Annotated in this window: 21 protein-coding genes; 8 read left to right on the forward strand and 13 right to left on the reverse strand. The window is 63.5% G+C overall.

What is annotated here, in order from left to right:
- Window positions 1-86 precede the first annotated feature (86 nt).
- From LJF34_RS14640 to LJF34_RS14655, 4 genes are all read right to left on the reverse strand, one after another.
- Window positions 87-1,778 (reverse strand): hypothetical protein, encoded by a 1,692-nt coding sequence (locus tag LJF34_RS14640; protein WP_231185867.1) that lies wholly within the window; start codon window positions 1,776-1,778, stop codon window positions 87-89.
- Window positions 1,775-2,518, reverse strand: a complete 744-nt coding sequence (locus LJF34_RS14645; RefSeq protein ID WP_231185869.1) for an ABC transporter ATP-binding protein — start codon at window positions 2,516-2,518, stop codon at window positions 1,775-1,777. The genes LJF34_RS14640 and LJF34_RS14645 overlap by 4 nt, the downstream gene beginning before the upstream one ends.
- Window positions 2,519-2,672: 154 nt before the next feature.
- On the reverse strand, window positions 2,673-3,359 hold the full coding sequence (locus tag LJF34_RS14650) for a DsbA family protein (protein ID WP_231185871.1): 687 nt from the start codon (window positions 3,357-3,359) through the stop codon (window positions 2,673-2,675).
- Window positions 3,360-3,397: 38 nt separating this feature from the next.
- Window positions 3,398-4,372, reverse strand: a complete 975-nt coding sequence (locus tag LJF34_RS14655) for a replication factor C small subunit (RefSeq protein ID WP_231185873.1) — start codon at window positions 4,370-4,372, stop codon at window positions 3,398-3,400.
- Between the two features lie 169 nt (window positions 4,373-4,541).
- On the opposite strand from LJF34_RS14655, the gene LJF34_RS14660 reads away from it, so the two are divergent.
- From LJF34_RS14660 to LJF34_RS14670, 3 genes are all read left to right on the forward strand, one after another.
- The gene (locus LJF34_RS14660; protein WP_231185875.1) at window positions 4,542-5,627 is read left to right on the forward strand and encodes a polymer-forming cytoskeletal protein; all 1,086 of its coding nucleotides are present in this window, start codon (window positions 4,542-4,544) and stop codon (window positions 5,625-5,627) included.
- A 488-nt stretch (window positions 5,628-6,115) separates the two neighbouring features.
- Window positions 6,116-6,313, forward strand: coding sequence for a ubiquitin-like small modifier protein 2 (locus LJF34_RS14665; protein WP_231185877.1), 198 nt, complete (start codon window positions 6,116-6,118; stop codon window positions 6,311-6,313).
- Window positions 6,310-6,822: a GNAT family N-acetyltransferase gene (locus LJF34_RS14670; RefSeq protein ID WP_342765875.1), complete on the forward strand. Its 513-nt coding sequence runs from the start codon at window positions 6,310-6,312 to the stop codon at window positions 6,820-6,822. Before LJF34_RS14665 ends, LJF34_RS14670 begins: the two co-directional genes overlap by 4 nt.
- On the opposite strand, the gene LJF34_RS14675 is transcribed toward LJF34_RS14670, so the two are convergent.
- Together LJF34_RS14675 and LJF34_RS14680 are read right to left on the reverse strand one after the other, a co-directional pair.
- Window positions 6,789-7,268 carry a type II toxin-antitoxin system VapC family toxin gene (locus LJF34_RS14675; RefSeq protein WP_231185879.1) on the reverse strand — a complete coding sequence of 160 codons (480 nt, stop codon included), beginning with the start codon at window positions 7,266-7,268 and terminating at the stop codon, window positions 6,789-6,791. The genes LJF34_RS14670 and LJF34_RS14675 overlap by 34 nt on opposite strands.
- On the reverse strand, window positions 7,265-7,486 hold the full coding sequence (locus LJF34_RS14680; protein WP_231185881.1) for an AbrB/MazE/SpoVT family DNA-binding domain-containing protein: 222 nt from the start codon (window positions 7,484-7,486) through the stop codon (window positions 7,265-7,267). The genes LJF34_RS14675 and LJF34_RS14680 overlap by 4 nt, the downstream gene beginning before the upstream one ends.
- Before the next feature lie 128 nt (window positions 7,487-7,614).
- On the opposite strand from LJF34_RS14680, the gene LJF34_RS14685 reads away from it, so the two are divergent.
- Complete coding sequence (locus LJF34_RS14685) at window positions 7,615-7,806, forward strand: hypothetical protein (RefSeq protein WP_231185883.1); 192 nt, start codon at window positions 7,615-7,617, stop codon at window positions 7,804-7,806.
- A 78-nt stretch (window positions 7,807-7,884) separates the two neighbouring features.
- Here LJF34_RS14685 and LJF34_RS14690 read toward each other — a convergent pair whose 3' ends face one another.
- The gene (locus tag LJF34_RS14690) at window positions 7,885-9,267 is read right to left on the reverse strand and encodes a phosphoglucomutase/phosphomannomutase family protein (protein ID WP_231185885.1); all 1,383 of its coding nucleotides are present in this window, start codon (window positions 9,265-9,267) and stop codon (window positions 7,885-7,887) included.
- Between the two features lie 252 nt (window positions 9,268-9,519).
- Between LJF34_RS14690 and LJF34_RS14695 the strand changes: the two genes are divergently transcribed.
- Window positions 9,520-10,110 carry an NADPH-dependent FMN reductase gene (locus LJF34_RS14695; protein WP_231185887.1) on the forward strand — a complete coding sequence of 197 codons (591 nt, stop codon included), beginning with the start codon at window positions 9,520-9,522 and terminating at the stop codon, window positions 10,108-10,110.
- Window positions 10,111-10,128: 18 nt separating this feature from the next.
- Here the strand turns inward: LJF34_RS14695 and LJF34_RS14700 are convergent, their stop codons facing one another.
- The 3 genes from LJF34_RS14700 to LJF34_RS14710 form a co-directional block, all read right to left on the reverse strand.
- Window positions 10,129-10,371, reverse strand: a complete 243-nt coding sequence (locus tag LJF34_RS14700; RefSeq protein WP_231185889.1) for a GIY-YIG nuclease family protein — start codon at window positions 10,369-10,371, stop codon at window positions 10,129-10,131.
- 69 nt (window positions 10,372-10,440) lie between these two features.
- Window positions 10,441-10,584, reverse strand: coding sequence for a hypothetical protein (locus tag LJF34_RS14705; RefSeq protein ID WP_231185891.1), 144 nt, complete (start codon window positions 10,582-10,584; stop codon window positions 10,441-10,443).
- 223 nt (window positions 10,585-10,807) lie between these two features.
- On the reverse strand, window positions 10,808-11,368 hold the full coding sequence (locus LJF34_RS14710; protein ID WP_231185893.1) for a DUF1684 domain-containing protein: 561 nt from the start codon (window positions 11,366-11,368) through the stop codon (window positions 10,808-10,810).
- A 125-nt stretch (window positions 11,369-11,493) separates the two neighbouring features.
- On the opposite strand from LJF34_RS14710, the gene LJF34_RS14715 reads away from it, so the two are divergent.
- The 3 genes from LJF34_RS14715 to LJF34_RS14725 all read left to right on the forward strand — a co-directional run bounded on the left by LJF34_RS14715 (window position 11,494) and on the right by LJF34_RS14725 (window position 15,028).
- On the forward strand, window positions 11,494-11,703 hold the full coding sequence (locus tag LJF34_RS14715; protein WP_231185895.1) for a hypothetical protein: 210 nt from the start codon (window positions 11,494-11,496) through the stop codon (window positions 11,701-11,703).
- A gap of 137 nt (window positions 11,704-11,840) precedes the next feature.
- On the forward strand, window positions 11,841-14,171 hold the full coding sequence (locus LJF34_RS14720; RefSeq protein WP_231185897.1) for an ATP-dependent DNA helicase: 2,331 nt from the start codon (window positions 11,841-11,843) through the stop codon (window positions 14,169-14,171).
- A gap of 101 nt (window positions 14,172-14,272) precedes the next feature.
- The gene (locus LJF34_RS14725) at window positions 14,273-15,028 is read left to right on the forward strand and encodes a hypothetical protein (RefSeq protein ID WP_231185899.1); all 756 of its coding nucleotides are present in this window, start codon (window positions 14,273-14,275) and stop codon (window positions 15,026-15,028) included.
- A gap of 165 nt (window positions 15,029-15,193) precedes the next feature.
- Here LJF34_RS14725 and LJF34_RS14730 read toward each other — a convergent pair whose 3' ends face one another.
- From LJF34_RS14730 to LJF34_RS14740, 3 genes are read right to left on the reverse strand one after another with little or no spacing between them, the layout of a single operon-like run.
- The gene (locus LJF34_RS14730) at window positions 15,194-16,249 is read right to left on the reverse strand and encodes an ABC transporter ATP-binding protein (protein ID WP_231185901.1); all 1,056 of its coding nucleotides are present in this window, start codon (window positions 16,247-16,249) and stop codon (window positions 15,194-15,196) included.
- A complete protein-coding gene (locus LJF34_RS14735) occupies window positions 16,242-17,915 on the reverse strand; it encodes an iron ABC transporter permease (RefSeq protein ID WP_231185903.1) in 1,674 nt (557 codons plus the stop codon). Before LJF34_RS14735 ends, LJF34_RS14730 begins: the two co-directional genes overlap by 8 nt.
- Window positions 17,916-19,034 (reverse strand): thiamine ABC transporter substrate-binding protein, encoded by a 1,119-nt coding sequence (locus LJF34_RS14740; protein WP_231185905.1) that lies wholly within the window; start codon window positions 19,032-19,034, stop codon window positions 17,916-17,918.
- Window positions 19,035-19,043 lie beyond the last annotated feature (9 nt).

A 19,043-nucleotide genomic window follows, 5' to 3' on the forward strand; every position in this document is an offset into this window, starting at 1 on the left:
AAGCGTCGCCCGTGATTTGCGGCGAGAAGCGACGATACCGAATCGAGCGGGAAACGAAGAGCGGAGAACGGAAAATGGGTCGGGAGTTAGAGCAACTCGCCGACGAACTCGAAGAGGAAAATGCCCGAATCCTCGCCGCCGAGCGTGTAACTTTCGAAGCGACGAACGGAGTAGAGATAGGCGAGCGGCGGCGCGACGACGCCGAGGAGTACCGCGATAGCGCCGCCGATGAGTTTGACGGTCGGCGGGGAGATGATTATCGCGTATCCGAGAACGCCGGTGACGAACTCGAACATGCTGGAGACGGACGCCGCGGTTCCGGGCGTGATGGCCGTGACGGCACCGCCGTAGCCGAGGAGCACCGCGAGCGAGTAGGTCGCGAACGCCGTCTTGCTCGGCACGACGGCCGTCCGACTCTTGGTGACGTTGACCTCGCCGAACCGCGGGAACGTGGTTCCGATACCGATTGCGACGACGGCCCCCGCGAGTCCGAGGACGACGCTGAGCGCGGTCAGCGAGAGCCACCGTATCGGTTCGAGCGGACTCAAGAAGCCGGTGAGCGCGGTGGCGAGGACGACGATGGGGAGACCGACGATGGTCACCGAGAGGACGTGTCCCACGACGAACTCCTTGCCGCGGATGCTCGAGGTGAGCGTCACCGGCAGCATGGCACCCTCGTCGCCGAGGGGATTGAGCGCCGCGCCGCCGATGGCCCACGCGCCGTATAGCGAAATGACGACCGGGAGCGTCCTCGTGACGTATCCCACTTGGATGGCTTCCTGTATCGGCCCGGTGACCAAGAACACCGGATAGACGACGTAGAGGAGGCGAATCGGGGAGCGTTTCGTTCGCCGCCAGACGTTTGCGACCACGGAGCGCGTCGGTCGAGACGCGATACCCGCGAGGAAGTCCGCGTTCGACTCGCTGGATTCGTACTGTTTGTTCTCGGGTTGTACCCGGTCGCCGTACCAGAGTCGCGTCGCCAATCGAACGTCGAGGGCGAACAGAACCGGCAGGCCGACGGCGACGAGGCCGATCGCGCCGACGACCCGCGCGAGCGACGGTGACGCGCCGGGAATCCCGAAGACGAACAGGTCGCCCAACCACGCCATCGGGGCGTTCTGGAGCAGTCCGGAGAGCGAAGTCATGACCGTTCCGAGCGTGTTGGACATGACCACGGCCATGTAGACGACGAACGCGAGGACCGCGAGGACGGATTTGTACTGGGCGAGGACTTCCGACCGTTCGAGGGCGAGTTTGATGAGCAGGCCAAGGATGTGGCCCGCGAGCAGGGCCGTCGCGAGCAACCCGAGGAGGGCGAAGACGATGGTGACGAGCGGAAGCGGCGTGCCGAGTGCGAGGCTCAACGCCGTCGTTATCGCCACCACGGGAATCAGCCCGATGGAGGCCACCCGCGAGAACTCCGCGCCGAGCAAGCCGCCGACCACGTCGCGGGCGGGAACGGTCGTCAACATGCCCGCCTCCTGGTCGATTCGCCCGGTCTTCCCGATGACGCGCGAGGTCAGCATCACGGTGAGCACGAGCCACCAGACGGCGAGGCCGCCGCGTGCGACGTCTAGCAGCGGAAGGTCCGTCGTCGCGAGTTCCCCGCCGAACTTGTACGCGAAGTACGACCCGGCGACGGTGGGCACGCCCATGAAGATGAGAGCGAACAACCCGAACGCGAGCATCTGCACGGGCTTCTTGCCGATAGCGCGGACGCTCCGTCGATACTCCATGCGAGCGATTCGAGCGCTCCGGCCGGGGGTCCAGTTCATTGCTCCACCGGCGCCGCGGCGGGTTCCTCGCTCGTCACGTCGAGGAACACGTCTTCGAGCGTCTGTTCTTCCTCCGCGCGGTGGGTGAGTCGCTCCGGCGAATCCTCCGCGACGAGCGACCCGTCGTACAGCACGCCGACCGTATCCGCGAGTTCTTCCACGACGGGGAGGATGTGCGTCGAGAGGAAGACGGTCATGCCGTCGGCGGTGAGTTCCGAGATGAGTTCGCGTACGGTGCGGGCCGCACGCGGGTCGAGGCCGGAGGTGGGTTCGTCCAAGAAGACGACCTCGGGTTCGTGGAGGATGGTCTGAATGAGCGCCGTCTTCTGTTTCATCCCCTTCGAGTAGGTGCCGACGCGCTCGTCCGCGTCTTCGAGGAGGTCGAATCGGTCGAGGAGGGCTTCGATTCGGTCGTCGGCCTCCACGTTTCGAAGCCCGGCGATGTACCGCAACTGCTCGTGAGCCGTGAGTTCGTCGTACAACGGCGGCTCCTCGGGCATGTAGCCGATGTGCGGGACGACGGCGTCCCGGTCGGCGATGGAGTGACCGGCGACGCGGGCGGTTCCGCTCGTCGGTGGCGTCAACGTCGTCAACATCCGCATCGTCGTGGTCTTCCCCGCGCCGTTCGGGCCGAGGAAGCCGTAGACGGACTCGGACGGGACGGTCAGTTGGAGGTTCGAGACGACCGCCGTGTCGTCGAAGCGCTTGGTCAACCCGTCGGTTTCGATGGCGGGCCTCATGGGTTCACCTCCGGTCGCGCTCGTTTATACTGGAGAGCAAGACTCGTGGGGACTGTGTGCGTCATACTCGGGGAACTGTTCCGAGACGTAAAAAATCCGACTGAAATCATCAGACGAGATTTTATTTTGCAAGTGACACGACAGCGGCGAAAGATTACTCGCCGAGCGCCTTCTCGAAGACGGAGTACGGTTGTGCGCCCGTGATGCTCGTGGAGAGCGTCCCGCCGTCGAAGACGAAAAAGGACGGAACGCCCTCCACACCCGCCGCGGACGCCGCCCGTTGGTCCTTGGAAAGCGCTCCTTCGTACGCCTCGTTTTTCGCGTCGTCCACGACGGCCGCCGCGTCCACGTCGGTGTTCGATTCGAGGAAGGACTTCGTTTTCGACAGGACGTTCGACTCGGAGAAAGTGTCCTGTTCGGCGAAGTAGTGTTCTTTCAGCGTCCAGAACACGGATTCGTTCCGAGCGTACGTCGCTTCGAGCGCCTCCGCGGCGGGCGTCCCCCACGGCTGAATCGGCGCGACGGCGAATCGCGAGACGAACGAGAGTTTCCCGGAATCGATGTAGTTCGATTCGATTTTCGGGAACGTGTCGCGCTCGAACCGCCCGCAGTAGTGACACGACGGGTCCTCGAACGCGATCACGGTCCTGTCCGCCGTTCCGGGTTGCGGGCCGAGCGTGGGCTGGTTGTCGATACCTCGTGCGGCGGGGAAGTCGTCGAGGGTTTTCGAGTTCGAGTTCGAGTTCGTCGCGGTCGTCGTATCGTTACTGCCGCTGAGACTGGCACAGCCCGACAGAAAGAGCGCGGTTCCAGCGAGGAAGGTTCGCCGTCGGAGGGTCATGCGGGGACGTAGTGAGCGACGACGAATTATCGTTCCGGTCAGTCGAGCGCCAGCGACGCCAGCATCGCTTCGAGTTGCACGCGCTCGCTCGCGCCTTCCGTGATGCGGAAGTCGGCCTCGCCGACGCGTTCGAGGACGCGAACCGCGTCGTCGTCGTCCAAGTCGAACTCCCAAATCGAGCGGTGGAGTTGGTCGATGATGTCCCCGCCGGCCATCCCGCGTTCGGTGAGGAGTTCGTCAAGGATGGACCGCGCGCGCGTGAAGTCGCCGTCGATGGCGTGTCTCACCATCTCCTTGATGTCCTCGGGGCGAGCGGTGCTCGTGATGACGAAGACGCTCTCCTCGTCCACCTGTTCGCCCATGACGGCGGCGGCCTGCAGGGCGTTGATGGCTTTGCGCATGTCGCCGTCGGCGGCGTAGACGAGCGCCTCGATGCCGTCGTCGGTGGTTTCGATTCCCTCCTCGTCGGCGACGTAGCTGACGTACTCGGCCACCGCGTCGTCGGGAATCGGGCCGAAGCGGAACACCGCACACCGCGACTGAATTGGATCGATGATCTTCGAGGAGTAGTTGCACGACATGATGAAGCGTGTCTTGTCCGAGAACTGTTCCATCGTCCGGCGGAGGGCGGCCTGCGCGTCGCTCGTCAGGGAGTCGGCCTCGTCCAAGAAGATGACTTGGAAGTCCACCGCGCCGGGGTCGTGTCGTGCGAAGTTCTTGATCTGGTCGCGCACCACGTCGATACCGCGCTCGTCGGAGGCGTTCAGTTCGAGGAAGTGACTCCGCCAGCTATCGCCGTACAACTCCTTGGCGATGGCGACCGCACAGGTCGTCTTCCCGATTCCGGCCTGCCCGGAGAACAGCAGGTTGGGCAGGTCGTTCCGCTCGATGTAGCTCTGTAGTCGAGCCGTGATGTCGTCGTGGCCCGCCACGTCGTCGAGGGTTTGGGGCCGGTACTTCTCGACCCAGATGGTTCCACGTCCGGGGACGGTTTCCGCGTCGGCCTCGCTCATGATCCAGCAGAGGGCCCTATCGTTCTTAAACTCCCCGAGACTCCGCGCTCGGGGTATTCGGTTTTCGAAATCGAAGCGATTCGGTTAGGCCAGCGATTCCGACGAACAACGCACGATTCTCCGACACAACGACTCAATTACTATTCGCCCGGACGACGACAGACGGGCCATGCGCGCACACGTGGGTATCCTCCTGTTGGTGCTCTTGCTCGCCGTCGCGCCCGCGACGGCGGCGGCGGAACAGACACGCACCGGCGGGTCCGTCGTCGTCGGATCCGGAGAAACAGTCCGCGGTGATCTCACCGCGACCGGCGGCACCGTCGTGATTCGCGGGACCGTGAACGGGGATTTGAACGCCTTCAGCGGAAACGTTCTCGTCGCCCAAGGCGGCACCGTCAACGGCGACGTGTCGGCGTTCGCCGGAAACGTCCGAATCGCGGGGACCGTCACCGGAACCGTGGACGCACAGACCGGGAACCTCGTCATCGCTCGGTCGGCCACCGTCGGACAGTCGCTCCAAGGGTCGTCCGGGTACACGCTCATCGCGGGAACAGTCAACGGGAACGCCCGCGTGTCGAGCGAGACGCTCACGCTGGCCAACACGGCGAACGTCGGCGGCAACCTCGTCTACGACGTCGGGACGTTCAACCGGGAGCAAGGTGCGACCGTCGGCGGGACGGTTCGGCAGGACGAGTCGCTGAACAGCGCCGGACCGGCGTCCGTGCCGAGCGTGCCGGGATGGGTCGGCGTGATTTACGGTTTCCTCGTGAACCTCCTGTTGGGGGTGCTGTTGTTGGCGGTGTTCCCGACCTTCTCCGACGGCGTGGCGGACAAGGGACGGGACAACCCGCTGTTCTCCATCGGCGTCGGCGTCCTCCTGCTCATACTCGTTCCCATCGTTCTCATCGTCTTCGCCGTGACGCTCATCGGAATCCCCATCTCGATTATCGGGGCGCTCCTCTTCGCCGTCTTCCTCTGGGTCGCGGGCGTGTACGGGTCGTTCATCGTCGGCGTCTGGTTGCTCTCGCTCGCGGACGAGGGCAGTCGCTGGCTCGGCCTGTTGCTCGGCGTGTTCGTCATCGCGGTTCTCGACCGGATTCCCGTCGTCGGCGGCATCGTCCAGTTGGTCGTCCTCCTCTTGGGACTGGGTGCGTTGGCGATGGCGCTCCGGTCGCGGTACCGCGGACGCCGAGTCACCCCGCAGTACGCGGAAGAGACGCGCTCCGGAGGCGACGAGGAGACGCCTGCGGACTGAAGAGCGGACGTTTTTTCGAGGACGGATTGACCGGTGGTTTCCCGAATAGAAACGAACCATCCCGGCGCGCGCTGGTACGGGCCTGAGGACACGTCGTCCGAAGGCCCGTGGTGATAGCGTGCGAGGGATGACTGAGCGAATGCGAGGGAATCGGCTGGGGAGGCGTGTGGCCTGCGGTAGCTGTCGCGGTGCGGGAGCGGTGATATGGGAGGAATGAAAGGGGCCGCCCGGTCGCGTTCATCGTGGTCGTCTGTGCGGGCCACTATTCTGGCCGGACGTGGCGGAGAGGGCAGAATATCCCGCACAGCGGCCGCGAGCGGGCGGGGGCTTTCGCGGTCCGCTTCCCTACAGTTGTGATCGTAGCAAACCCAATGGTTCGTAGCGAGCCGAGGCGGTTTCGAATCACGGCAACACCGCCAGTCAGATCAAAATAGACCCCATATAGTCGTCTTCGACACGCTGAAGACGCGAGGCGGACAAAAACGGGCATGAACGTGACCGTCGAAGTGGTCGGCGAGGGGAGCCACGAGTTCGACGTGGAGGACGAAACGTACGCCGACCTGCTTTCAGAAATCGGCTTGAGTCCACACGAGGTGTCCGTGATGGTGGACGGGCGGCCCGTGCCGGAGGACCAACCGGTCGAGGCGGACCACGTGAAAATCCTCCGACTCATCAAGGGCGGATGACCGTCCGCCCCGCGATCCCGGCGGACCGCCTGACCGTGTTACGAATCGTGAACGGCGCGATGCTCGAAATCGACGCGGACGAAGTCGAGGATAGGATCGAGACGGGGGACGTGCTGGTGGCCGAAGAAGACGGAAGGCTGCTCGGTGCGGCGGTGCTGGACGGCGAAGACCGACCCACGCATATCGACGCAATCGCGGTGCTACGGGCGCGACGGGGGCAGGGAATCGGGAGCGAACTCGTCGCCGCGGCCGCCGAACGCGAGGGCGTGCTGACCGCCGATTTCGCGCCGCGGGTTCGGCCGTTCTACGAGTCGCTAGGGTTCGACATCGAGGAGATGGGGGAGAGGGATGGGAGGAAGATGAACGGAGAAGGAGAAGGAGGAGGAGAAGAAGAAAAAGAAGGAGAAGGAGGAGGAGAAGAAGAAAAAGAAGGAGAAGAAGGTCGGTTGTGGGGACGGTTGGATGACGAGGTGAGTCATCGTATCGACTCACACTCGACGTCGAAATAATCGCGATGAAACGCGGCGTCGAACGTGAGGAGAACGTCCGCCGTGGCGGCGTGTGCGCCGATGAGGAAGTCGGCGGCGATATGCTGGCGGGCAGTAACCGACGCGCCGCAGTCGGGACACGGGTAGGTCGTTCGATGGCCGCATTCGGAACACTGAAGTTCCTCACCGCGGCGTTCGAGGTACGTTCGAAACGCCTCACCGGCTTCGAAGACGGCTTCGCGGGGGGCATCTTCGATGACGACACCGATATCGGCGAGAAACGCATCGAGGTCCCGTGCGGAGTCGAAAAACGGGTCGGCAGCGAGTTCGGCGTAGACGATTGGAGTGACGAGAAGCGACCCGGCCTCGGCCGCGTTTCGGAGGAGCGTCGAGGCGCGTCGGTTGTGTTCGTCGTTCGGATAGAGGAGCGCGAGCAACGCGCTCGTATCCACGACCGTCCTCGTCACGGGAGATCCCCACGGAGGTCACGCATCCGGTCCTCGACCGTCTCGTCGGTGTCCGCCACGCCGCGCCATTTTTCGAAGCGGTCTGCTTCGACTTCCTTTCTGATAACGTAGCCCTCGTCGGTCTCTTCGAAGGTAATTTCGTCGCCGGGTTGGAGGCCGAGCCGTTCGCGGATATCCACAGGAATCGTGACCTGCCCCTTAGTCGTCACGCGAGTCATACATCGCTAGAGGGAGTAATACATTGTAAGTATTACTTCGAGATGGGGGTGAGAAACGAGGTTCGGGAGGGGAAACGGGGGACGGTTCGAAAGCCAAGACTGATACCGCGAGTTCGCCAACGACGACCATGGACGAGACGAAACGCCGCCGCCTCTCGCTCATCTGGATAGGGTTCTCGCTGGCGATGGTCTACTACGCGCTCGCCGACGGATTTGACGGGGCGACGGGCGAATTGTTGAGCCTGCTGGTGGCGGTTTTCGGCATCGGATTGGCCGTGCTGTACTACTTCAATCCTCGCGACGTGCTGTCGTTCGGTTGAGAGGTGTGAAAGGACGGCTCTATAGCGATAACGTCTACAGAAATTCGGTTTCGGAACCCGTTTCGCGGTTCCGAAAACCTAAATGATCGGTTCGACCAGTTCCGTCCCGGCGGCGAGCAGGTCACTGACCCGCTCGTCGCTTTCGCCCTCGGCGTAGATTCGCATCTTCGGTTCGGTACCGCTCGGGCGAACGAGCAGCCACGACCCGTCGTCGAGGAGGATTTTAAAGCCGTCCTTCGTTACAACGTCGGCCACGTCGTGACCCGCGACCTCGTCGGGCAGTTCGGCTTCGAGGTCCGAGAGGACGCGCTCTTTTTCCGCGTCCGGGCAGTCGAGGCTGGTCTTGCTCTGGTGAATCTCGCCGAACTCGGCGAGTAGGTCGTCCACCCGGTCGTCGAACGGGCGTTCGTCCGCGATTGCGGCGGCGAGGAGCGCCATGAGGACGCCGTCCTTCTCGCGGATGTGACCGCGAATCGTGAATCCGCCGCTCTCCTCGCCGCCGACGAGCGCGTCGTGCTCCGCGATGGCCTGTGCGACCCACTTGAACCCGACCGGCGTTTCGTGGACCTCCTCGCCGTGCGCGTCGGCGATACGGTCGATGAGGAACGTGGTCGAGACGGTTCGAATCGCCGACCCCGATTCGTCTTCGAGGAGGTACTCGTACAGCGCGGCGAAAAAGAGATTCTCGTCCAAGAAGCCGCGTTCCGGGGTGACGATGGCGATTCGGTCGGCGTCGCCGTCGTTCGCGATGCCGATGTCGGCGTCGCCGTCCTCGACTGCCGCGATGAGTTCTTGGAGGTTCTCCTCGCTCGGTTCCGGCGACGAACCGCCGAACTCGGGGTCCCGCTCACAGCGGAGACGGTCGACGCTCGCACCGGCCTCTTCGAGGAGTTCGTCGGTGACGCCGCGGCCGCTCCCGTGCATGGCGTCGTAGGCCACGGAGAGGCCCTCGAAGTCGGCGTCCACGAGATCGAAGGCGTGGTCGGCGTACGGGGAAACGAAGTCCTCCTCGCTGACCCGGCCGTGTTCCGATTCCGGCAGCGGGTCGGGTTCGGCGAGGCGGGCCATGATTTCGTCGGTCACTTCGGGGAGGGCGGGCGCACCGTCCGACGGGATGAACTTCACGCCGTTGTACTCCGGCGGATTGTGCGAGGCGGTTATCATCAGTCCGCCCGCGAGGTCGCGGTCCACGAGCGTCCACGCGAGAATCGGCGTCGGCGTGTCGCGCTCGGGGATGAGCACGTCGAACCCGTTCGCGGCGAGGACGCGACAGAGGTCTTCCGCAAAGCCGCGCGACGTTTCGCGGGCGTCGTAACTGACAGCGACCGTCTCTCCCGCCCGGTCTTCGACTTCGCGGAGGTAGTCGGAAACCGCTTGGCCTACGATTTGCACCCGCGGCGACGTGAACTCGTCGAGGGTCGCTCGCCAGCCGTCGGTTCCGAACGAAATCGGCGTATCCATACATCGTTCGTCATCGTCGGGGTCGAAAAAACCACCGTGTGCGACCGTCGCACAGAAGGTGACAAAAGCCCAACCAAAGCGCGTTTTCGGGAACGGCTTTTCACTCACGACCCGTTCTTCGATCCTCGTGGCATCGGCAGAAAGGATATCGTCTTCAGCGGGTTGTCGCGAGATGAGACTGTCCAGGCGAAGGTAACGACTTCCGGGACGGAGCAATCCGGTTAAACGTACTCGTCCCCAACGGAGTCAATAATGCAAGACAAACCGACCGTCGTCGCGGTCTGTGGCAGTATGCGCGACGGAAGTCACACGCGAACAGCGTTGAAGCACGTCCTCGATGCCGCCGAAGAAGCAGGGGCAGAGACGGAACTCATCGACGTTCGAAAGTACGACCTCCCCATCTTCGACCCGGATGAGGAGGAACCGGAAGCGGCGGTGGAAATCAAACGGAAGGTTCGAAACGCGGATTCGGTCATCCTCGGCAGTCCGGTCTATCACGGGTCGTACACCTCCGCCTTCCGCAACGTCCACGACTACTGTAGCTTCGACGAGTTCGAGGACACCACCGTCGGCCTCCTCGCCGTCGCCGGCGGCGGGTCCTACGGAAGCACGCTCGACCACATGCGAATCACGGTTCGGGGCGTCCACGGGTGGGTGCTCCCGCACCAAGTCGGGATTCGCAAGGCCTACGAACAGTTCGAGGACGGCGAGTTCGTGGACGGGGATTTGGAGGAGCGGGTGCGAAAACTCGGGACACAGGCGGTCAAGTATGCCTTCCTCGACCCCGACGTGACGTCGTCGGAAGCGGACGAAGCCGAGGCGGAAGCGGCGGCGGACGACTGAAACAGGTCTCGAAAACGCTCAGTCGATGAGGCGTTCCTTTTCCGCGCGGCGAAGCTGTTTGATCTCGTATTCGCGGGACATGGCTGCGGACTTGGAGTCGAATCGCTCGGTGTAACACAACGTGACGGGTGTTCTACCGCGGGTGTATTTCGCTCCGTCTCCCGCGTCGTGTTCGGCCACCCGGCGGGTAACGTCGGTCGTGTATCCGGTGTAAAAAGTGCCGTCACTGCATTCGACGACGTAAACCCAGTGTTCGGTCACACCTGACAGGCTTCGCGTGGTTCGTCTTTGTCCTGTCGGTTCCGCCCCTTCAGCCACAGTCGGCGATACTCATTGCGCTCGCTCCCGTGCCACTTCGGCGATACCGGCGTTCGCCGAACAGGCGGGGCAAGCGCGGATGTAACCGGATTCGTCAGCGAAGACGCGCGCAAATCGTTCGGAGACGTGCGCGCCACAGTGGTCACAGTTTGGCATGCTGTCAGCCGACGATTGCCTCGTCGGCATCCGGTTCTTCGGGGTGAATACATAAATATGCTTTCCAGAATCCGACCCAAATTCGTGAATAGTCAAGAATTGTTTTGTGAATTCAGAACAACCTGTTGTTCTGGTATCCTTCGATCGCATATCAAAATCTTCCGTTCGAGAATCGAAAAGTCGGTTTGGAACCCCTCGATTTCCACTGGAGAGTAGCGGCGATTCAGTGATCGTCCCGCGTCTTCTCGCCCGCCGGAATCAGCACGGAGAGCCAGTTCTCCTCGGGCGGAAGCGGACACGAGAACGTCTCGCTGTAGGCACAGAAGGGGGAGTACGCGAGGTTGAAGTCCACGACGACTGCCTCGCCGTCGGTCAGGTCGCGGTCTGGATGGAGTTCGAGATAGCGTCCGTTCTCGTAGCTCTGCTGGCCCGTCGTCTTGTCCCGGAACGGAACGAACAGCGAGTCTTGGCCCTCCTGCTGGTACGCCGCGAGCGAGACCTCCTCTCCCTCCACGTCGAAGTGAAGCGTCACGGTTCGAAGATAGCGCTGTGACGGCCCCGCCGTCGTTTCGAGTTCGACCGGTTCCGGGTCGTCGTATGCTTCCACCGTCGCGGTCACGCGGTACTCCGCGTCCGGGTCGAAGTACGACAGGCCGTCGAACTCCTCGCGCTCTCCCGGCGGGATGGGTGACTGCGGATGACTGCCGAAGAAATCGTCCTTCTCCTCGCGGGTGGCGAGGAGTTCGTCGCGCCAGTCGGCCTCCGTGGTCTCGAAATCGGTCATACCGTGGCGTACTTGCTCACGGCGGGTAAACGCTCCGTCCTCGGTTAGTCGCGCGGGAACGGAGCGGGTACAAAGGTCAGATCTCCACAAAGAATTTACCGGAGAGCACGAACCGGGGGGTACGTATGGGAAATCCACTCGGACTCCTCATCTCCCTCATCGGTATCGCACAGGCCGCAAAACCGTACGGATTCGCGCGATTTCAGGAACAGATGGACGCCATCGGAAGCAAACGACGCTCATCGGAAGTCGAACCGGCGGAATGGAAAGTACTGTGGACGCGAGTGATGGGCATCATCCTCACCATCATCGGGGTCGGCTTACTTCTCGGCTAAGGTCGTCGCGCCGCTATCCGCGCCCACCGATTCACCGTTTTCCCGCTATCACTTCCGCCGCGTGCTTAGGTTTAAATACCGAGACGGGACCACCTCAGGTCAACAGCCCTAAGCAGGGGGGAGACAGAGACAGAATGATGCCGGACTGGCGGACGATATTCGGACACGACGCCCCATACGACGAGCAGCGGGACGGTATCGAGACGGCCATCGAAACCGCCCGCGACGACGGCTTCACCGTCATCGAAGGTGCCTGCGGAACTGGCAAGACCATGCTGGCGCTGACGGCGGGTCTCGACCTCGTCCGCGACCCGGACAGCCAGTACGAACGCGTGTTCGTCCTCACGAGCGTCAAACAGCAACTCCGCCAGTTCGAAACCGACCTGAAGACCATCAACGCGAACCTCCCCGACGACTGGAAACCCATCTCCGCGATGACCCTCGTCGGAAAGGCCGACGTGTGCCCCTACAGCAGGGAGAACGCGGGGAACATCGACGAGGGAAACGTCTACGACCGCTGTGAGGGACTCCGGGAACGCACCCGCGACCTGACCGGCGAGGGCGGCGCGGTGACGGCCCAGAACCTCGCGTCCCAAGCCCGAAGCCAGCAGACGGGGTTGGCCGACTCCGGAAAGCAGCGAAGCGGCGCGTCCTTCCTCGAAACGGCGGACGAACCGACGCCGTACCCGCCACACATGCCCGAGTACAGCGACGTGGAGTACTGTCCGTTCTACGCGCAGTTCTTGGACGACATGCCGGAGGACGGCGACCCCATCGAGGCCGTTCCCTTCGATTTCGAGAGCATGGGCCTCATCGAACCCGCCGAGCTCGTCGCCAACTCCGTCCAGTGGGGGACCTGCCCGCACTCGATGATGGGGGCGCTGCTCGGCCATGTCGAGGTCGTCGTCGGCAACTACTACCACGCCTTCGACCCGGTGACGACGGCGACGTTCACGGGCGCGCTCGTGGACGATTCCACCTTCCTCGTCTGCGACGAAGCGCACATGCTGGAACCGCGCGTCCGCGACCTCGTGAGCCAGTCGGTCGGCGATTCGACGCTCCGGGACGCCGAGTCCGAACTGACGCGCGTCATCCAACCCGTCAAGTTCGACGACCGGGACGCGAAACAGACCACGGCCGACGCGGAACTCGTCCGAACGGAACTCGAAGACGCGAACGTCACGCTCCGCGAACTGGAGGACACCCGCGATTTCATCCGCGATTTGCGCGACGAACTCGACCGGCGCGTGACGGCGCACCTGGAGCGCGAACATCGCGGCTGGAAGGCGAACCTCACCGACCTACCGGACGAGGAGATACCGCTCCGCGACCCGACCGTCCCCCAACCGGACGAGATTTCCAAGTGGGCGGAAGAAGCGGGCTACGACGGCGGGACGTGGGCGCGTGCGGAGGCGGTCGGAGCAATCGTCGCTCGAATCCTCAACGAGGCCGACGAGGAGGACAGCGAACGGGCCGCGCTTCCGGCGGGTCGCGCCCTCGGCGAGTGGTATCGCAACGACCACGAGGAGTACTTCCGCGAAATCATTCTCGAACGAACGTGGAACGACCGCGAACCGAACGACTCGTGGCGACGGGCGTACAACGCCCAACTCGCCATGCAGAACTGCGTCCCGAGCGACGCCATCGGCGAGCAACTCGGGGAGTTCGGCGGCGGCATCCTGATGAGCGCGACGCTGGAACCGCTCGAAATCTTCGAGAAGGTGTCCGGCCTCGCGCATCTCGAAAACGACGGTAGACCGGTCGTGGAGCGGACATACAGCCTGAACTTCCCCGAATCGAACCGCGAGAGTTTCGCCGTTGACGCGCCGAAATTCACGTACGACAACCGGGGTGCGCCGGGCGACGAGACGCCAGCGCGACAGGTGTACGCGGACGCGATTCGGGATGTAGCGCGCTCGCCGGGCAACGTCCTCGTCGGCATGCCGAACTACGCCGAGGCGACGTGGGCCGCCGAACACCTGCGGGGCGTCGTGGACAAACCGGTGTTGTTGGACGAGAGTAGCGCGGACGAGGCGACGGAGGACTTGAAAGACGAGTTCTTCGGCGGCGAGGCGAAGGTGCTCGTAACGAGCCTTCGCGGAACGCTAACGGAGGGCGTCGATTATCGCGGGGACCGACTCCGCGCCGCCGTCGTCTGCGGAGTCCCCATCATCAACACCGCGAGTCCGCGGACGCGTGCCGTGCGAACCGCCTACGAGCGGAAGTTCGGCGATGGCTTCACCTACGCGCTGACCGTCCCGGCGGTCAGGAAGGCCCGGCAGGCGCTCGGCAGGGTTATCCGTGGGTCGGACGAACGAGGGATTCGCGTGTTGGTCGACAGTCGCTACGCCCGTGACTCGTGGGACAGCGTTCGCGAGTTCTTCCCGGAGACGGAGCGTGAGGAGTTCCAACCGGTCAGCCCGGACATGCTCTCGTTCGGCTTGGACCGGTTCTGGGACGGCGACTAAGCGAGAATAACGACCGTTTCGAGCGTATAGGTTCGGATTGTCGGCACGAACGGTGTGCGCGCTTTTTGCGTCGAGGAAGTGTTCCACGTCCGGAGGAACATATGACAGGATCACCCAAATCACAGCGCCGAACGCTGCTGAAAGCGGCGGGCGGGTTGACGGGACTCGGCGTTCTCGGGCGATTGACGACTGCACAGAACACCAGCGATTCGGGGACGTACACGACGAACCAAGTCGAAACGTCGAACGCGTCGAGTACCACGGACCAGTCGAATCAATCCGGTGGGAACGGGGGACAGGAAAATCGACGGAACATCATCCTCGGCGCGCGGGTCGGCCATTGGCTCGGGTTGGCTCCGAGAGCCATCGAAGGGGGGCGTAATCCGACGCTCGGATTCCTCCCCACCGAGCGGTACAAAGTTACCTGGATAAATCTCGACGGAGAGGAACACGAATTCCAGATCATCGGCCAGAAAAACGGCGAGAACGGGCAGGTACTCTATCGAACCGGGTCGTCGTCGACACAGGGGGAAACCCGGTCGTTCACCTTCAAGCCGACCGACCGAATTCGACGGTACCACTGTCGGTATCACCCCGAGAGCATGAACGGAAACATCGACAGGTCCGGACAGTTCGGTGGCGGCGGAACGTCCACCGGAACCTCTGGTGGAACGGGAACGACGCAAGGAACGTACGACACAGGTACCTCGGGCGGAACGTACAATACCCGGACGACGCAGGGAACGAACAACGGAGGAACCACCAATAGGGGCACTACCGAGGGAACGTACGGAACGTACGATTCCGATACCACGGGAACGTACGGCACCCGAACGACGGATACCACGAACAGATAACACAAAACAGGGAGACCTTCGATTTTCGCGGCAACTGTCGGTTTTAATTGTTTCATGCATTCATTTTGGGAAGAATGCACGAGAAGATGTTCGGCCACCTCGTGTCCCACGAATGGAACCTCGACGGTGACGGCGCGTTCGAAACTTCGGGCGACCGTCGTACGACTATCGCTGTTCCACGAGTTCGGCAGTTCCGCCGTCGATGACGTGTACGTCGTCGGGGTCGAAGCCGACGCGAACTCGCTCGTCCTCCGGATCCTCGGGAACGCGAAGCGTGACCGGTTTCCCGTCCCAATCGAGGTGGACGCGGAACGCCTCGCCGAGGAACTCGGCGTTCTCGACGGTGGCCGAAAAGGAGTTCTCGCCGCCGCCGAGTCGGAGCGCTTCGGGACGAACGCAGAACGTCACCGAATCGGCCGTCGAACCGGGGAGGTGGAACTCGTGGTCGCGGACGGCGACGCGTGACCCCCTCGTTTCGTGTGCACGAGTCTCGCCCGAGAAGACGTTGTTCTCGCCGACGAACTCCGCGACGAAGCGCGATTCCGGGCGACGGTACACGTCCTCGGGACGGCCGACCTGCTCGATTTTTCCGCCGTTCATGACGGCCACGCGGTCGCTGATGGCGAGGGCTTCCTCCTGGTCGTGGGTGACGTACACCGTCGTGATTTCGAGTTCGGACTGGATTCGGGAGACTTGGGTTCGCAAGTCGTCGCGGAGGCGAGCGTCCAGCGCGCTCATCGGTTCGTCCAACAGGAGGACGTCGGGGCCGGGAGCGAGGGCGCGTGCGAGGGCGACGCGCTGTTGCTGGCCGCCGGACAGTTCGTCCGGGTTGCGGTCCTCGAATCCGGGCAAGCCGACGAGTTCGAGGAGTTCGAGGACGCGCTCCTCGTCCGTCACCGCTCCCGGCGGGTCGCGGAACCGGAGGCCGTAGCCGACGTTTTCCGCGACGGACATGTGCGGGAATAGCGCGTAGTTCTGGAACACGATTCCGACGCCGCGGTCTTCCGGCGGGACGCCCGCCATCTCGCGCTCGCCGAATCGAACCGTCCCCGCAGTGAGGTCCTCGAACCCGGCGACGGTGCGGAGCGTCGTCGTCTTCCCGCATCCCGACGGGCCGACGAGGGTGAAGAACTCGCCGTCGGCGACCCGAAACGACACGTCCTTCAGGGCGGTCACGCCGTCGTACTCCTTTCGGACGCCGGAGAGACGGAGTTCAACCACCCTCCCACCTCCCGCCGAGGCGGTCGATGACGACGAAACTGACGGCGGTGACGATGAGGAGGACGGTTCCCATGGCCGTCGCTGGTCCGAGGGTCTGCTTGCCGAGGAAGCGTTCGACTGCGACCGGCATCGTGTAACTGCTACTGCCGGTGGCAAGAATAACTGTCGAGTCGAACTCGCCGATGCTGATGGCGAACGCGAAGGCGGCCCCGGCGGCGAGTCCGACCGCCACGAGGGGCAGTTCGATATCGACCAGCGTTCGAACGCGGGTCGCGCCGAGCGCCCGCGCCGACTCGACGGTTCGTCGGTCGATTCCGGCGAGCATGGGCGAGACGTTACGCGTGACGAACGGATAGGCCGCGACGGCGTGCGCGGCGACGATTGCCACCGCCCCGCCGACCTGTATCCGGGTTCCCGCGATGGGAATCCCGAAGACGAGTCCGCGAAGCATTCCCAAGCCGACCATGACGCCGCTGACGGCCAGCGGAGCCATGGCTACCGCTTCCACGAGTCTGCTCTTCCTCGCCCGCGTCAGCACCGAGATGACGACGCCCATCGGGAGCGCGACGAGGAGGGTTCCGACGCCGAAAATCAGGGAGTTCCTGACCGCGACGCCGGGTTTGGTCTGGAAGGACGCGCCGGACACCTGCCGCGTGACGAGGAACTCGTAGTAGCGCAGGGTAAACCCGGACGGGCCGGTGACGCTTTCGAGGACGGTACTGACGAGCGGTCCGAGAAAGAGGACGAGGACGACGAGGAGGTAGACAGCGACTCCGGCGCGTTCGAGCGTTCCGGCGAGGGTGCCGTCATCCGAAAAGAGATGTTTGCGAGGGAGGGGCCTGCTGGCCCGCGAGACGGCACTCTGTCGGGCCTCGTACCGGAGGTATCCGTAGGTCAGGGCGAGCGACAGGGTGGTTTCGAGGACGGCGAGGACCGCCGCCTCGGAGTAGTCGAGTCGCTGAACGAGCGCGTACACCCACACTTCGACGGTCTGGAACTGGAATCCGCCCAGCGCGAGGACGATCGGGAACGACATGAACGTGAAGATGAACGTGAGGAGCGCCCCGGTGAGAACCGCGGGGAGGAGTTGCGGGACGAGTACGTCGCGGAACGCCCGAAACCGGCCAGCGCCGAGGCTTCGAGCGGTTTCGACTTCGCGGGCGTCCACGCTCTCCCACGCCGCATTGGTCACGCGGGCGACGAGCGGCGCGTTGTAGAAGGCGTGGGCGACGACGATTGCCGGGAGGTTGTAGAGCAGCGAGTACGGGCCGAGGCCGACGACGCCGACCACGTCGTTGAACAGGCCGTTCTGACCGAACATCGCCACGAACCCGATGGCAACGAGGATGGACGGCATGACGAACGGGAGGATGGTCAGCGACCGGACCGTGCGCCGACCGGGGAACTCGTAGCGGGTGAGGATGTACGCACCCGGCAGGCCGAGGGCGACGCTGGCGATAGTCGAGAGAAACGCCTGATACGCCGTGAACCAGAAGATGTCGAAGAGATAAAACCGGTCGGTGAGCACGTCGCGGAAGGCGTTCAGACCGCCCGCGTCGGCGAAGACGATGGAGACGGGGTAGTAAAACAGGACGACGAGCAGGGCGCTGGTGACGACGCCGAGGAGGGCGAGCGAGTGTCGTTCGAGCCAGCGCCCGGGTTTCATCTACTTGCTCGCAATCTGGCGCGCCCACTCATCAACCCATCCCTCCACGTTGCCCTTGAGTTGGTCGTAGGAGTAGGTGACGGGCTTCTCGGGTGCTTTGGCGTACTTCTCGAACTCCTTGCCCGGTTCGGCCCAGTCCGTCGCCGGGAACGAGACGTTGAGCGTCGGAATCTTCGACTGGGCCTTCTTGGAGAGCATGAAGTCGAGGAAGGCGTCGGCGAGTTTCGAGTTGTCCGTGTTCGCGAACTTCGCCATCCCTTCGGGGTTGGCGTAGCCCTGTCCGTTCAGGAAGCCGACTTGGTGTTTCTTCAGGTTCGTTCCCTCGCGGTGGGCGTACACCTGGTCGGTGGAGTAGGAGACGACGATTGGTCGCTCGCCGTTCGAGAAGGCGGTGTAGGCCGCGTCCCACGACCCGAGAATCTGCACGTCGTTGTTCGAGAGCCGCTTCCAGTAGTCGAGGTAGTTCTTCTCGCCCATCTGGTGAATCGTCCAGAGGAGGAAGGCTCGTCCCGTCGCCGCCTGCTGGGCGTTCTCGGTCAACAGCGTCCCCTCGAACTTCGGCTTCGTCAGCGCGTCGAACGTACCGGGATCATCGACCTTCGTTTCGTCGTAGACGAGGCTGACGTAGCCCGTGTCGTACGGAACGGCCCGTTTCTTCGGGTCGAACGTCAGGCCCTCTTTGACGTGGCCGTAGTTCGAGAGGGAGTCAGCAATCGGCGTGAACAACTGCTTACCGCCGAGTTTGTCGTCGATGGTGATGAGCTGGTCCACGTTCAACCCGACGTACACGTCCGCGTCGATGCCGACGCCCTGTGCCTTTCGTTGGATGAAGTAGTTGACCTCGTTTTCAGGAGTTTGCCACTGGAGGGTGGCTTTCGGGTACTCCTTCTCGAACTCCTTTTTCAGCCACGCGCCGGGCGATGAACTGGGTGCGTCCACGAGCGCGCTGTACGTTGCGACCTTCAGCGTGCCGCTCAGTTCGGTTTGCGCCGTCGTCTTCGCAGCGGGACCGCCGGTCGTAGTCGAATCGGAGTTCCCGGAGTCATCGGAGTCTCCCAGACAGCCGGCGAGGCCGGCAACCGCCGTCGCGCCCGCCGTAAGGAAGGTTCGTCGCTTCATTACTCGGTG

The sequence above is a fragment of the Haladaptatus sp. DYF46 genome (assembly GCF_021083305.1).
Taxonomy (GTDB): domain Archaea; phylum Halobacteriota; class Halobacteria; order Halobacteriales; family Haladaptataceae; genus Haladaptatus.